The organism is Pigmentiphaga aceris, assembly GCF_008119665.1.
Classification (GTDB): domain Bacteria; phylum Pseudomonadota; class Gammaproteobacteria; order Burkholderiales; family Burkholderiaceae_B; genus Pigmentiphaga; species Pigmentiphaga aceris.
Window position 1 is genome coordinate 1,853,556 of record NZ_CP043046.1, and the last position, 14,958, is coordinate 1,868,513.

Sequence of the window (14,958 nt, forward strand, 5' to 3'; positions counted from 1 at the left end):
TGCCCTTTACTGCCCTTTATTGCCCTTGATCACCGCCCTTGATCCACAACGTCCGACCACGATCACCCAGCCGCGCGTTACCCCAGATCAGTGCTTCAGATCGCTGTGGTGACGCACCGACGGCGAATGATTGGCGAACAGCTCGGCGCAGTCCACGGCATCGAACTCAAAGGTTTTCACACAGTAGTCGCAGTTGACTGCTGCCTTGCCTTGTTCTTCCACGATGCTGTCGACCTCGGCCTGGCCCAGCATCAGCAACACCTGCGCAACCCGCTCGCGCGAGCAGTTGCAACGGTAGCTGACGGTCAGCGGGTCGAACGCTGTCATGGTCTCTTGCCAGTACAAGCGGTGGATCAGCTTTTCCGGCGGCAATTCGGTCAGTTCTTCCGGCTTCACGGTTGCGGCCAACTGCAGCGCCCGATTCCAGGTGTCGTCCGCGTCGTCTTCGTGCTGCGGCTCAACCTCGACCACGGTCTTGCCACCGTGACGCGGCAGCTGCTGCAGCAGCAGGCCCGCCGCGCATTCCTCGGTTGCCGACAGCCACAGACGGGTCTGCAACTGTTCCGAGGCTGCCATGTAGTGTTCAAGCACTTCGGCCACGGTGTCGCCTTCCAGCGCCACAATGCCCTGATAGGGCTGTTGGCCGGGGTGCTTGTCCTGCGGGTCCAGCACGACGATGAAACGTCCTTTGCCGTTCGGATTGAACAAGGCCTGGAAATCCGCGTCTTCCGGCACGGTTTCGCCCTCGCGCAGCTTGACCGTGGCGCGCAGGCCCAGGTCGGCATGGCATTCCACAACGGCCAACGACACGGGGCCGTCGCCTTGCAACTGCAAGGCCAGTACACCGTCAAACTTCAGATTGGCCGACAGCAAAGTGCTGGCCGCCACCAGTTCACCCAGCACGCGCTGGATGGCGGGCGGGTAGTCGTGGCGGGCAATGACCTGTTGCCAGGTGCTGCGCAGGCTGACTGCCTGGGCGCGGACAGTGGTGTCCGCGAACAAATATTTCCTGAGGTGATCTGTCACCGTTGTGCTCCTGGTGCCGACGCCACGGCGTCGGACGGCTCGCGCATCGCGTCAGTCGATGCGCTTGAGTTCTTGGCGGTACTGCGCGGCCCGCCGCATGTAGCTGGCCTGGGTGGCGCGCAGCCGCTCGATGTGTTCCGGGGTCAGCGTCCGGATGACTCTTCCGGGCGCGCCGACCACCAGCGAATTGTCGGGAATTTCCTTGCCTTCCGGTATCAGGGCACCTGCGCCGATCAGGCAATTGCGACCGATGCGCGCACCGTTGAGTACGATGGCCTGAATGCCGATCAGCGACCCTTCACCGATCGTGCAGCCGTGAAGCATGGCCTGATGGCCGATCGACACGTTTTCGCCGATGGTCAGCGGGAACCCGGGGTCGGTGTGCAACACGCAGGATTCCTGGACGTTGCTGCCTGCCCCCACAATGATCGGCTCGTTGTCGCCACGCAGTGCGGCAAACGCCCATATGCTGGCATTTGCGCCGATTTCAACCGCCCCGATGATCACCGCGCCGTCGAATACGTAGGCGCTGGGGTCGATTTTGGGCACGCGACTGCCAAGTTGGTAGATGGCCATGACACATTCCGAGGCGCTGAGAAGACCGGATTGTACCGGCCGGCCCTTCTACAATAGCGCCATGATGCTTCCCACCGAATTACGCCGTGCCGCGCTGCTCGCCCTGGCCGAGCCCGATCCCGTTGCCAAATGCGATGCCGTGCGCGGTCTGCGCGCCATTGCCGACAACATCGATACGACCGCTGCGCTGGTCGAGCCCGTCGGTATTCCTGGTCGCCCGGTGCGCCCCGAGCTGGTCGATCCGCACCAGTTGTCGACCCGTGGCGTGCATACGCCAGAACGCCGCGCAATTTTGTTGCATGCCTTGGCGCACATCGAATTCAACGCCATCAACCTGGCCCTGGACGCAATCTGGCGCTTTGCAGACATGCCCGAGGCCTATTACACCGACTGGTTGAAAGTGGCCGAGGAAGAAGTATTCCACTACGGCTTGCTGACCGCCTATCTGGCGGACATGGGGATCACCTACGGTGACTTCCCCGCGCACGATGGCCTGTGGCGGATGACGGCACGTACCTGCGGTGATGTGCTGGCACGCATGGCACTGGTCCCGCGCACCCTGGAAGCCCGCGGTCTGGACGCCAGCCCGCCCATCCGCGCCAAGCTGGCCCAGGCCGGGGACCATCGCGCCGCCGAAATTCTCGACGTGGTGCTGCGCGACGAGATCGGCCATGTGGCGATCGGCAATCGCTGGTATCGCCACCTGTGCGCCCAGCGTGGACTGGACCCGCTGGCCGAATACGAAATACTGGCCTTGCGTTTTGAGGCACCGATTCTGCGCGGGCCGTTCAACGTACCGGCGCGTCGCGCAGCCGGGTTTACGGAAGAAGAGCTGGCAGCGCTGGTGAAGCGGGCAGGGGTGGGGCCTTTGCCGCCTCGCGCGCCATCAGCGTTTGCCGCTGCACCTTCCCCGTCGGCCCCATAGGAATATCGTTCACGAAGGCGATCTGATCTGGCTGTTCATAGGGGGCCAGTCGAGCCTGGGCAAGCGATTTCAACTCGGCCACCAGCTCAGCGTCTTCGATAGGGGTGTCAACTGCCCGCACCACATAGGCTTTGATCAGCGCGCCCCGGTCGGCGTCGTGCGCCGACACCACGGCGGCCTGCGCCACCGCCGCATGCTGAACCAGACACTGCTCGATCTCTTCGGGGCTGATGCGATAGCCGGACGCATCAAACGAATCGTCGGTGCGACCGCTGTGCCACAGATACCCGTCTTCATCGACCTTGGCCAAGTCGCCCGTGCGACTCCAGTCACCCTGGAATCGGGCCTGGGTGGCTTCGTCGTCGCGCCAGTAGCCCAGGAACATGACCGGGTCGGGATGGCCGTGAATGTCATGCCGGTTGACGAAGATTTCCCCGACCTCCCCAGGCGCAACCGGGTGCCCGTCGTTGCCAAGCACGGCAACCTGGTGCCCGGGGTAGGGGCGGCCGATGCTACCCGGCCGGGCAGGCCACTTTTCGTGGCTGTTGCCGACCACATAGCAGGCTTCGGCATGACCGAATACCTCGTTGACGGTCACACCAAGTCTGCTCTGCGCCCAAGCCGCCGTCGCGTCATCCACGCTGCCGCCCGAGACGGCAACCGAGCGCAGGGCCAGTTGTTGATTGCCGGCAGGGGTTGGCTCTGCCTTCATCATGGATGTCAGCGCAGCACGTGGGAGATACAGGTTGGTGATCTGATAGCGTTCCAGTAGCTGGAAACTGCGTTCGACCGAGAAATGCCCCCGCGTACCAAGGATCGCGTGTCCGAAGTACAGCGTGGGCAACAAGGCGTCGAACAGACCACTGGCCCAGGACCATTCGGCGGGTGCCCACATCACATCGCCGGTCTGCGGGAACCAGTTGTGTGAGGCCACGAAGCCGGGCAGATGTCCGATCAGTGCACAGTGCGGCAGCAATGCGCCCTTGGCGCTGCCGGACGGACCGGGACCATAAGCAAGAATGGCGGGGTCGTGCGCAAGGGTGACGACCGGCTCGAAGCTGGATTCCTGGCGCGCAATCAACGTGCGCCAGGGCAGGCTGTCATCGTCTTCCGTGCCAATGCCGATGATCTGCCGCAGCATCGGGCAGCGGTCGAGCACGCTTTGCAGCTTGGCCACGCTGCTGTCATCCACCAGCGCAATCCGGGCTTCGCTATCGCGCAGGCGATATTCAAGCGCGTCCGCACCCAGCAAGGGGGACAGGGGCAACACGATCGCCCCCAGCTGGAACACCGCCAGATAGGCCACCAATGCCTCGGGCCGCTGGGGCAGCACGACAGCAATACGGTCGCCGCGTTGCACACCCATGCGCCGCAGTCCATTGGACAGGCGGTTCGCATATTCCTGCAGGCGCGCGAAGGTCCACACTTCGCGATTGCCCGTCTCGTCCTCGCTGTAAAGCGCGATCCGTCGGGCATCCACGCTGGTGGTCGTCCAACGATGGCAACATGCCTCAGCGATGTTGAAGCGCTGCGGAACCCACCACCGGAACGTGGTATAGAGTTCGTGATACTGGTCTTTCATAACTCTCCGGTGCGCCGTTGAGGGCAATGCCTGGCCTGTATCCGCCGCCCTCAATCATTACTGAGCTCTTCTGTCATCGCAATATCTTTTGCCGCTTTCTATGATGGGTGCCCCCAGTACTTCCTCGCAGTCAGAATTTGTATCCATCCGTGGGCTGCGTTATCACCTGCGTCACTGGGGTAAGTCCCAGGATGGCAGCCATCGCCCGCTGTTGGTGATGCTTCACGGGTGGATGGATGTCTCTGCGTCGTTTCAGTTCGTGGCCGATGCGTTGGCGGGCGACTGGCATATCGTGGCCCCGGATTGGCGCGGCTTCGGGCTGACGGCCCGGATTCCCGGCGATACCTACACCTTCTTCGACTACCTGGGCGATCTCGACGCCTTGCTCGATCACATCTCGCCGGGTCGTCCGGTGGCGGTGCTGGGTCACAGCATGGGCGGCAATGCTGTGATGCTGTATGCGGGCATTCGGCCCGGTCGAATCAGTCATGTGCTGAACCTGGAAGGCTTTGGCATGATGCACACGCCAGCCGACGAGGTGCCTGCACGTTATCGGCGTTGGTTGGAGGAAATCCGCGAACCCTTGGCTGCACCGCGCTACGACAGTCTGGACGGCGTAGTCGCCAGATTGAAGAAGACCAACCCGCGCCTGGCCGATGATCGGGCGCAGTTCCTGGCTCGGCATTGGGCGCAGGAAGGGCCGGACGGATGGCGATTGCTTGGCGATCCTCGTCACAAACATATCAATCCGGTTGCGTATCGACTGGATGAGGCAATGGCTTGCTGGGCCGCTATCGAGGCTCCGGTGCTGTGGGTAGAGGCGCTGGACAGCGATGTGCGGCGACGCATGGTGGCCGCACCCGACTATGCGGCCCGGCTTGCGGCAGTGAAACGCCTGCAGCGGTTGGAAGTCGCCGACGCGGGCCACATGGTGCATCACGATCAGCCCGAGCTTATTGCGGCCGCCATCCGGAAATTTCTGGGCGACGACTTGCCACACGGGGCTGCCGCTCACGCATAACCCTTACAATCCGACTATGTCCGCTGTCATCGATCTGCACTGCCATTCCACGTTCTCTGACGGCGTACTCACGCCGCAGGACTTGTTGGCGCGCGCCCATACCAATGGGGTGAACGTGCTGGCGTTGACCGATCATGACGGCATTGGCGGTTTGCCTGATGCCAGCGCAGCTGCCCGCGAATACGGCATCCGCCTGATCAACGGCGTCGAAATTTCCGTCACCTGGGCCGGCCACACGATTCACATCGTGGGTTTGAACGTCGATCCGGCATCCAAGGTGCTGCAAGATGGTCTGGCCGCCACCCGTGCCGGTCGTGACCGACGCGGCCAGGAAATTGCTGAACAACTGGCCAAGGTGGGCATTCCCGGTGCCTGGGAAGGGGCGCTGCGTTACGTCGGCAACCCTGACCTGATCAGCCGTTCGCACTTTGCGCGCTACCTGGTTGAAATCGGGGCGTGTCCCAGCGTGTCGAAGGTATTCGAGAACTATCTGACCGATGGCAAACCGGGCTATGTGCCAATGCGCTGGGCTTCACTTGACGATGCGATTGCCTGGATTCGGGCGGCGGGTGGCATGGCCGTGGTGGCACACCCCGGCCGATATGCACTGACCGACACCCAATTCTGGGCCTTCTTCACCCAGTTTCGCGACCAGGGTGGCGAGGGTGTCGAGGTGGTCACCGGCAGCCATACGCCCGATCAATACGCCGAATATGCCGACGTGGCGCGACGATTCGGTCTGCGCGCCTCGCGCGGTTCTGATTTCCACAGCCCGACCGAGAGCCACATGGATCTGGGCGGCGGTCCGCCGCTCCCCAGCAATCTGATCCCGGTCTGGCGCGACTGGTTTTAAGCCAATGAACAAAGCATTTGTGAAAGAGTCCGAATCGGACGACGACGAAGACCTGCCCGAACTGGCCCCGCTGCCGGCAGGCATCCGCAACTACATGACGCCGGAAGGCTACGCACGGCTTCGCGATGAGCTGACACAGCTGATGACGGTCGAGCGTCCTTCGGTCGTGCAGATCGTGTCCTGGGCGGCATCGAACGGCGACCGTTCGGAAAACGGCGACTACCTGTACGGCAAGAAGCGCCTGCGCGAAATCGATCGCCGCATGCGCTTTCTGACCAAGCGCCTGGAAGTGGCCGAAGTGGTTGATGCCAGCCGCCAGACCAGCCGCAACCAGGTGTTTTTTGGTGCCACCGTCGAATACATCGACGGCGAGGGCGAAACACACAAGGTCACCATCGTGGGGGTGGACGAAGCCGACCCGCTGCGTGGCTATATCAGCTGGATTTCCCCCGTAGCACGCACCATCACCAAAGCGCGCGAAGGTGACGTGATCACGCTGCGCACCCCCGCTGGTGTGGACGAGCTGGAAATCGTGGCGGTGAGCTACCCGGAGCCGTAAGCGGCCCGAAACGATTTTCTCTGCTGCAAAACAAACGGCCCGCTTGAACTTCATCAGTTCAATCGGGCCGTTTGTTTTGCAGCGAGCCTTGTCTGAAGGCAAGCAGCGCTGCTATCGCCAGAACCCTATGCTTTGAAAGCAAACGGCTCTAGCAACAATACATCGATCAGCTCTTCACCCGCACAATCCGCTGCACCTGCGGAATGTGCCGCAGATGACGAATTACCCGCGCCAAGTGCTGGCGATTTTCCACCTGGATGGTGAAATGCAGCGACACGGTGGCCGATGCTTCGTCCTGCATGGTGATGTGCGTGATGTTCGAATCAGCCGCCGAGATCTCCGCCGCCACTCGACCCAGCATGCCACGTTCGTTGCGCATGATGACGTCGATACGGATCGGGAACTGACGTGCCGTCTGTTCATCCCAGCTGACATCAATCCAGCGTTCCGGTTCGCGGGCGCGCTGGCGACGTGCGGTCGGGCAGTCTTCCGTGTGCACGATCAGGCCGTGACCAAGGCGAATGCTGGCCATGATCGCGTCGCCCGGAATAGGCGTACAGCATGGTGCCAACTGCACCGCCAGACCTTCGTTGCCCTGGATGCGAATCGACCCGCTGATGGCCGAAGCCTGCTCGTCCATTTCCGCTGCGCTGACCGAGATCGGATCGTCGCCCGGCGTGAAGCGCCGTGCCACCACCGCAGCCAGACGCTTGCCCAAGCCGATATCGGCCAGGATTTCATCGCGAGACTGCGCGCCACTGCCGCGTGCAAGCTTTTCCCAGACGGCGTCGTCGGCAGCCGGCATGATCAGATTGACCGACTTCAGTGCCTGCGCCAGCAGACGTTCGCCAAACGCCACCGATTCCTCGTACTTCACCGTGCGCAGGTAATGGCGAATTTCCGAGCGCGCCTTGCCGGTACGCACGAAATTGAGCCACTGTGCGCTGGGGCGCGAGGTAGGCGAAGTAACGATTTCCACCGCGTCGCCGCTCTTCAGCTCGGTACGCAGCGGTACGAACTCGCCATTGACCCGTGCCGCCACGGCCTTGTTGCCGACGTCGGTGTGAATCAGATAGGCAAAGTCGATTGGCGTCGCACCACGCGGCAGCGAAATGATCTTGCCGCGCGGCGTAAATACGTAGACTGCGTCAGGGAACAGGTCGACCTTGACGTGTTCCAGGAACTCGCCGCTGTCGCCGGTCTGACGTTGAATGTCGAGCAGCGACTGCAACCACTGGTGGGTGCGTTTCTGCAGGTCATTCAGGCCGGTTTCCGACGCCTTGTACAGCCAGTGCGCCGCCACGCCGCTTTCTGCAATCTGATGCATGTCGCGGGTGCGAATCTGGAATTCGGCCGGGGTGCCGTAGGGACCGATCAGCGTGGTGTGCAGGGACTGATAGCCATTGATCTTCGGAATGGCGATGTAGTCCTTGAACTTGCCGGGAACCGGACGGAACAGCTGGTGCAGCACGCCCAAGGCCAGGTAGCACTCGGGCTGCGAATTCACCACCACCCGGAAGCCGTAGATATCCAGCACTTCCGAGAACGACTTCTTCTGTTCCAGCATCTTGTGATAGATGCCGAAAATCGTCTTTTCACGGCCGTGTACGTCTGCCTCGATACCCGCAGCGGGCAGGGCGGAACGAACGGATTCGGTGACCTTGCCCACCAGTTCGCGTCGGTTGCCGCGTGCAGCCAGGACGGCGCGTTGCAGCACTTCGAAGCGATGGGGCGAAATCGCGCGGAAGCTCAGTTCCTGCAATTCGCGATAGATCGCGTTCAGGCCCAGGCGGTGCGCAATCGGCGAATAGATGTCCAGCGTTTCGCGGGCAATGCGGCGTCGCTTGACGGCCGGCATGGCACCCAGCGTGCGCATGTTGTGCAGCCGGTCTGCCAGCTTGATCAGGATGACGCGTACATCGCGCGCCATGGCGAGCAGCATCTTGCGGAAGCTTTCCGCCTGTTGTTCGGCCTTGCTGGCAAATTCCAGGCGATCGAGCTTGGACAGCCCATCAACCAGTTCAGCCACTTCCGCACCGAAACGCTCGATCAGTTCCTGCTTGGTGACACCCTGGTCTTCCATGGTGTCATGCAGCAAGGCTGCCATCAGAGCAGGGGCGTCGAGCTTCCAGCCGGCACAGATTTCAGTGACGGCAACGGGGTGCGAGATGTAGGCTTCGCCACTGGCGCGGAACTGGCCAAGGTGGGCGGCGTCAGAGAAGCGATAGGCTTCGCGAACGCGTTTGACGTCATCGGCGCTCAGGTAGAGGCCGATCATTTCCGTCAGCGGAGCGAGAGAGACGCCAGGTGCCGTGGCAGCCGAAGCCATCCGCGTCGTGCGTTTTTCCGCAAGATCGGAGGACGAGTCGCCGCCTGCCAGATCGGGACTGGCCGGGCCTTCGTCGAAGTGAGGATCGGGTGCGCCCATGGGTCTCCAGGTAAACGACAGGCCGAAGACCGGTGGGTGGGGCCGCCACATAGTGCGGCCCGTACGGCCCGAATGTGCCGCCGGTCTGGCCTAGCTTACGCGCGGATTGCCGCAGCGAGCGTCTCCGTCAAGGGACGCCGCTTGCCGCAGCCGTGAAGATCAGGTGGGGACTTTCTTCAACATTTCCAGCCCGGTATGGCCTTCTGCGATTTCACGCAGGGCGGCCACGGTGGGCTTGTCCTTGGACTCGATCTTCGGCGCGTGGCCTTGTGCCAACTGACGTGCGCGATAGGTGGCAGCAAGTGTCAGCTGAAAACGATTCGGAATTCGCTTCAAGCAATCTTCAACGGTAATGCGTGCCATGTCTGCCCTTGGTGATCAATTTGCTGCGCTGTGCGGGATGCCGAGTTGCGAAAACAGCTCGGCATGACGCGCAGCCTGAGAACGAAAACGCAGCCGAGCAGCCGCGACTATCGTCGTAAGGTCTGCCAGAGCTGCGCTAAATTCTTGATTAATAATAACATATTCGAACTCGGGCGAATGCGCGATCTCCCCGCCGGCGGCCAGCAGGCGACGAGCGATCACTGCATGGTCGTCCTGACCACGCTTGTGCAGCCTGGCTTCCAGCGTTTCGATCGAGGGCGGCAGGATGAAGATGCCGATGGCCTCGGGGAAGCTCTTGCGTACCTGGCGTGCGCCTTGCCAGTCGATTTCAAGCAATACGTCCTGGCCTGCAGCGGTTTGCTGCAGGATCCAGTCGGCGGGCGTACCGTAGTAGTTGCCGTGAACTTCGGCCCACTCAAGCAGGCCATTGGCGAGCTGTTTCGCCAGGAAGTCAGGCTCACTGACAAAGTGGTATTCGCGGCCGTCGACCTCACCTGGGCGCGGGGCACGGGTGGTGCACGAAACCGACAGATGGATCGAGGGGTCGGCGGTCAGCAGCGCATTGACCAGGCTGGATTTGCCCGCTCCGCTGGGTGCGACGACCATAAAAACGTTACCTGCGCGCAGCGGCATGAGGAAGTCCGGTTTGGTTCGAGTAATCCGTAAGGATACCAAGGCCGGCCACCTGTCGCCCGCTGCGCGCATGCCGCCCTGCAAGGGCTTGCAGGTCATCAGGCGGATGCCGTCGGGGCCGCCGCCCGTGTCGTTTATTGGAACGCAGTTTCCATGAAGCTGCGCAGCTTGCGGGAATGCAGGCGTTCCGGCGTCATTTCGCGCAGCCGCTCCAGCGCCCGGATGCCGACTTCCAGGTGCTGGTTCACCTGGCCGCGATAGAAGGCGCTTGCCATGCCCGGCAGCTTCAGTTCGCCGTGCAGCGGTTTGTCGGACACGCACAACAAAGTGCCGTAGGGCACCCGGAAGCGGAAGCCGTTGGCGGCAATGGTGGCCGATTCCATGTCCAGCGCAATGGCGCGCGACTGCGAGAAGCGCTCGATCAGTTCGTCGTTCTCGCGCAATTCCCAGTTGCGGTTGTCAATCGTGGCCACGGTGCCGGTGCGCATGATGCGTTTCAGGTCCCAGCCGCTCAGGCCGGTCACTTCCTCGACTGCCTGTTCAAGCGCTACCTGAACTTCGGCCAAAGGCGGAATCGGCACCCAGGTGGGCAGGTCGGCATCCAGCACATGGTCGTCACGCACATAACCATGCGCCAGCACGTAGTCACCCAGTCGCTGGGAATCGCGCAGCCCGGCGCAATGACCCAGCATGATCCACGCATGCGGACGCAGCACCGCCACATGGTCGGTGATCGTCTTGGCGTTGGACGGCCCGACGCCGATGTTGATCATGGTGATGCCGGCGTGACCCGCGCGTGTCAGGTGGTAGGCGGGCATCTGCGGCAAGCGGGCGGGGACGCTGCCGGATGACGAGGTCTTTTCACCATGTCGGGTCACCACGTTGCCGGGTTCGACGAAGGACACATAGTCGTCTGCGCCAGTCGCCATCAGATTGCGGGCGTAGGCGCAGAACTCGTCCACATAGAACTGATAGTTGGTGAACAGAATGAAGTTCTGGAAGTGGCTGGGTGCGGTGGCCGTGTAGTGCTGCAAGCGGTGCAGCGAGTAGTCGGCGCGCGGAGCGGTGAAGGGTGCCAGCGGGCTTGGCTGTCCATCACGCTTCTTCCAGGTGCCGTTGACGATGGCATCGTCAGTGACGGACAGATCCGGCACGTCGAAGATGTCGCGCAGCGGGCGCGGCGCGCTGTTGGCCACATCGCCCTCTACATAGGCACCGTCGGGAAAGGCAAAGTGCAGGGGGATCGGCGTGTCCGATTCGCCCACTTCAACCGGAATGCCGTGGTTGCGCAGCAGCAGCCCGATCTGTTCTTCCAGATACACGCGGAACAGATTCGGCTGGGTGATGGTGGTCTGGTATACGCCAGGTTCGGCCAAGTGCCCAAACGACAGTCGCGAGTCGATCGGGTCGTGCCGATTGGTTGCAATACGAATCGCCGGGTAACACGCGCGCACCCGCCCTGCAGGCGGCGAACCCGCCACCATCGCGGAAAAGGCGTCGCGCAGGAAGGCGGTATTGCGCGTGTACAGGTAGGCAAGCTGTTCGACCGCTGCGCGCGCATCGTCGTAATGCACGAAGGGCACAGGGTCGGGACGCACGATCGGCGTGGGCGTGGCGGGCTGGAGAAGACTGTGTGGCGTATTCATCTTGATCTGGGGTGACGGACTTGCATCCAGTGTGCGTCAGCCCGTATGACAGATCAATGAATGTTCATGGCGACTTGTCAGCGCTTCAACAAAGGGTTAGCCGCGCATTCAGAAAAGCGCTCAATGATTCGGCCCGTTGCTGTCCCACGGGGCAAGAATATGTTCGAAGGCCTGCGGCGTCAGCGGCCGGGAAAACCAGAAGCCCTGAATCTCATCGCAGCCCAGTTCTTTCAGGATATTGGCCTGTTCCTCGGTTTCCACACCTTCGGCAGTCACGTGTACGTCCAGGGCGTGAGCCAGCGCCAGAATGGCGGAAACAATCGCGGTGCCATGTGTGGACCCCATCATCGCCACCACCAGCGAACGGTCGATCTTGATCCGATCTACCTTGAAGCGCGTCAGGTACGACAGGCTGGAATAACCCGTGCCGAAGTCGTCGATGGCGATTTCCACGCCAATTTCGCGCAGGCCTTGCAGCGTGGCAATCGATTGCTCGGTGTCGTTCAGCAGCACGCCTTCAGTGATCTCGACTTCCAGGAAGCGCGGGTCTAGTCTGGCCGCTTCAAGTTCGCGTCTCACAATGCCCAGCACGTCCTGGCGTCGGAACTGCACTGGTGACACGTTCACGGCAATGCGTGGGCAGTCGCCGTATCGCGTCAGAATCCGCACCGCCTGGCGACATGCCTGACGAATCACCCATTCGCCGATCGGCAGAATCAGGCCGGTCGACTCTGCAATCGGAATGAAGTCGGCGGGGCTGATGTTGCCGCGATCCGGATGCTTCCAACGCAGCAAGGCTTCGGCCAGCAAAATGTTGCCGGTCTTCAGATTGATCTGGGGCTGGAAGTTCAGCGACAGCGCTTCTTCGTCAATGGCGCGGCGCAGCATCAATTCCAGCACATGCCGCTTGCTGGACGAGGTCTGCATATCGTGTTCAAAATGCCGTGCCACGCCGTTGCCGTCCTGCCGCGCGGCCGACAAGGCCAGACGAGCCCGGTGCAACAGTGTCGCGCCATCCTGGCCCGCCTCGGGGAAGGCTGCGATGCCGATACTGGCATTCGGGCGGATGGTGGTGGATGCAAACGCAATGGGCGCGCAGATCAGGGCCAGCAAGTCGGTGGCCGACTGTTCGTCCATGCGGGTTTCGCCAGCGGACACCAGTGCAAACTGTCCGGTTTCCACTGCCGCAAGGTGCTCGTCTTTCACCAGCCGGCCCCGCAGGCGCGCTGCCACGGTGCGTGCAGTGGCATCGGCGGCATCCTGGCCCAGCGAATCAAGCACCGTGCGCAGATTGTCGATTTCGATCACTGCCAGACGCACCGGTTCATTGCGCTGCCGACGGCGCTGCAAGGAAATTTCCAGGTGTTCCATCAGCAGCGCCTGGTTCGGCAGTTCAGTCAGCGCGTCGTGGTGCGAGCGATACCACAGCTGATTCTGCTGCCAGGCGCGCTGGCTGTTGTCGGCCATCCAGCCTGCGTAGGCACTGATGCCGCCGCTGGGGCTGGCAATCGGCGACATGCCCAGCAAGACCTCGATGCGGCTCTGGTCACGGCGCACGCAGGTCCATTCCATCTCGTCATCGCCAGCGGCTTGCCGGGTCAGGTTCACCAGTGGCACCGCGGAAACCATGCCGCGACCCAGCAGGCCGCCACCGCGAAGTGCATATTGCTTGGGGTCCAGAATCGAGGATAGCGTCATCGATTCGGTCAGTTCCAGCGATGCGTACCCCGTCAGTCGCTCGAACGCGGTATTGGCCGTCAGAAAGCGACCATCGACATCACACAGAAACAGGCCGCAGGGCACGGCGTCGAATGCAAGCTTGCGGGCATCGGACGTCGGCAGGGGCAGCCGGGGATAGAGATCATGCGGTCGCACGGCGCTTCTCCATGGACCGGTGTCATGTCATGTCGGAGGGGCACTGCAAACACCGGGCTGTCGGCATCTTCTCCGAAGGATGCCGTCGCATGAGCAATTCTGGCAGCCTGCAACCGGGCGAATCCGACGAATTCTGACGCGCCTGGTCGTACTGCGGGGTAACCCACAGAGATTGTTGCGGTCTGGCGACTCAGTGCTTTGCGCTGGCTGCCACGTGGCTGCTGCGTCCACGCAGGGTGCCAAACGCAATCACGGCCGCGATCAACGCACACAGCGCGATGCCACCCAGCATCGGAACCGCTGTGCCGTCAACAAAACGGCTGACGATGGCGATCATCACTGCGCCCGTGACCAGCTGCAAGGTTCCCATCAAGGCCGATGCCGTGCCTGCAATCCGGCCGTGCAGCTCCATGGCCAACACCGCAGTAGTAGGCACCACCAAGCCGAGAAACCCGAAGCCCACGAACAGCATGGCTGCCATCAGCAGCAGGCTGTCAACGCCGGCAAGCGAGATCAGGAACAGACTCGTCACCACGATCAAACAACCGGTAATGCCGATCCCGATCACACGCGACAGGCCCATGCGCCGACTCATGGCGCTGGTCAGTTGTGCTGCACCGATGAAGGCCAGTGCGTTGGCCGAGAAGGCCAGGCTGTACATGCGGGTCGACAGGCTGTAGTGCCCGATCAGCACGAACGATGAATTTGCCAGATAGATGAAAAAGCTCGACATGCCGAACGCGCCGATGAAGGTCACGCCCAGGAAATGCCTATCCCGCATCAACTGTGCGTAACCTGCCAGCGCGCCCCGTACATTGCTTTGCAAGCGCAGTGCCGGCGGCCGGGTTTCGGGCAGGGCGGTGGCGGTCAACGCCAGCCCGGCAGCGGCGGCAACGGTGACCGCCCAGAAGATGCCGCGCCAGTTGCTGAACTCGATCAGCAGGCTGCCCGCCAGCGGTGCCAGGATGGGCGACACACTGAATACCAGCATCAGTGTGGACATCAGCCGTGCGGCATCGGGGCCGGTGTGCAGATCGCGCACGATCGCTCTGGGGACGACCACACCGGCACCTGCGCCCAGTCCTTGCAGGAACCGGAAGGCAACCAGGGTTTCGATGTTGCTTGCCAATGCACAGCCAATACTGGCGATGGCAAACAGGCCGATCCCGGCGTAAAGCGGTGCCTTGCGACCATACATGTCGGCAGCTGGGCCATAGGCCAACTGGCTGATCGCCGTGGCAACAAAGAACGCCATCAGGCTGGTCTGAACCAGGCGAGTGTCCGCCTTCAAGTCCAGCGCAATCGCTGGCAGGGCGGGCAGATACATGTCGATGGCGAATGGGCCGATCGCCGACAGCAGCCCAAGGACCAGGGCGGTGCGGAAAAACGAGGATTTCATTGGGGAGCAGGGGTGCGCAGGGCACGCAGAAAAGGACGGCCAGCGCTGCCG

General features: G+C 62.2%; 13 protein-coding genes. 4 read left to right on the forward strand and 9 right to left on the reverse strand.

Annotated features, from left to right (window positions below):
• Positions 1-87: 87 nt before the first annotated feature.
• Together hslO and FXN63_RS07795 are read right to left on the reverse strand one after the other, a co-directional pair.
• Positions 88-1,026: an Hsp33 family molecular chaperone HslO gene (gene hslO, locus FXN63_RS07790; protein ID WP_148814142.1), complete on the reverse strand. Its 939-nt coding sequence runs from the start codon at positions 1,024-1,026 to the stop codon at positions 88-90.
• 51 nt (positions 1,027-1,077) lie between these two features.
• The gene (locus FXN63_RS07795; RefSeq protein ID WP_148814143.1) at positions 1,078-1,602 is read right to left on the reverse strand and encodes a gamma carbonic anhydrase family protein; all 525 of its coding nucleotides are present in this window, start codon (positions 1,600-1,602) and stop codon (positions 1,078-1,080) included.
• 61 nt (positions 1,603-1,663) lie between these two features.
• Here FXN63_RS07795 and FXN63_RS07800 point away from each other — a divergent pair, with 61 nt between their 5' ends.
• A complete protein-coding gene (locus FXN63_RS07800) occupies positions 1,664-2,527 on the forward strand; it encodes a ferritin-like domain-containing protein (RefSeq protein ID WP_148814144.1) in 864 nt (287 codons plus the stop codon).
• Here the strand turns inward: FXN63_RS07800 and FXN63_RS07805 are convergent.
• On the reverse strand, positions 2,421-4,109 hold the full coding sequence (locus FXN63_RS07805) for an AMP-binding protein (RefSeq protein ID WP_148814145.1): 1,689 nt from the start codon (positions 4,107-4,109) through the stop codon (positions 2,421-2,423). The genes FXN63_RS07800 and FXN63_RS07805 overlap by 107 nt on opposite strands.
• 100 nt (positions 4,110-4,209) lie before the next feature.
• On the opposite strand from FXN63_RS07805, the gene FXN63_RS07810 reads away from it, so the two are divergent.
• The 3 genes from FXN63_RS07810 to greB are packed head-to-tail and all read left to right on the forward strand — an operon-like array spanning position 4,210 to position 6,542.
• Positions 4,210-5,130, forward strand: a complete 921-nt coding sequence (locus tag FXN63_RS07810) for an alpha/beta fold hydrolase (RefSeq protein ID WP_148819053.1) — start codon at positions 4,210-4,212, stop codon at positions 5,128-5,130.
• A 16-nt stretch (positions 5,131-5,146) separates the two neighbouring features.
• Positions 5,147-5,983 (forward strand): 3',5'-nucleoside bisphosphate phosphatase, encoded by an 837-nt coding sequence (locus FXN63_RS07815; RefSeq protein WP_148814146.1) that lies wholly within the window; start codon positions 5,147-5,149, stop codon positions 5,981-5,983.
• A 4-nt stretch (positions 5,984-5,987) separates the two neighbouring features.
• Positions 5,988-6,542, forward strand: a complete 555-nt coding sequence (gene greB / locus FXN63_RS07820; protein WP_148814147.1) for a transcription elongation factor GreB — start codon at positions 5,988-5,990, stop codon at positions 6,540-6,542.
• Between the two features lie 166 nt (positions 6,543-6,708).
• Here greB and FXN63_RS07825 read toward each other — a convergent pair whose 3' ends face one another.
• The 6 genes from FXN63_RS07825 to FXN63_RS07850 form a co-directional block, all read right to left on the reverse strand.
• The gene (locus tag FXN63_RS07825) at positions 6,709-8,871 is read right to left on the reverse strand and encodes a RelA/SpoT family protein (RefSeq protein WP_246165163.1); all 2,163 of its coding nucleotides are present in this window, start codon (positions 8,869-8,871) and stop codon (positions 6,709-6,711) included.
• Between the two features lie 258 nt (positions 8,872-9,129).
• Positions 9,130-9,333: a DNA-directed RNA polymerase subunit omega gene (rpoZ, locus tag FXN63_RS07830; protein ID WP_148814149.1), complete on the reverse strand. Its 204-nt coding sequence runs from the start codon at positions 9,331-9,333 to the stop codon at positions 9,130-9,132.
• Positions 9,334-9,348: 15 nt separating this feature from the next.
• Positions 9,349-9,987 (reverse strand): guanylate kinase, encoded by a 639-nt coding sequence (gene gmk / locus FXN63_RS07835; protein ID WP_148814150.1) that lies wholly within the window; start codon positions 9,985-9,987, stop codon positions 9,349-9,351.
• A 134-nt stretch (positions 9,988-10,121) separates the two neighbouring features.
• Positions 10,122-11,633, reverse strand: coding sequence for an AMP nucleosidase (locus FXN63_RS07840; protein ID WP_148814151.1), 1,512 nt, complete (start codon positions 11,631-11,633; stop codon positions 10,122-10,124).
• Positions 11,634-11,753: 120 nt separating this feature from the next.
• A complete protein-coding gene (locus tag FXN63_RS07845; RefSeq protein ID WP_148814152.1) occupies positions 11,754-13,508 on the reverse strand; it encodes a sensor domain-containing protein in 1,755 nt (584 codons plus the stop codon).
• Between the two features lie 190 nt (positions 13,509-13,698).
• On the reverse strand, positions 13,699-14,907 hold the full coding sequence (locus tag FXN63_RS07850; RefSeq protein WP_148814153.1) for a multidrug effflux MFS transporter: 1,209 nt from the start codon (positions 14,905-14,907) through the stop codon (positions 13,699-13,701).
• Positions 14,908-14,958 lie beyond the last annotated feature (51 nt).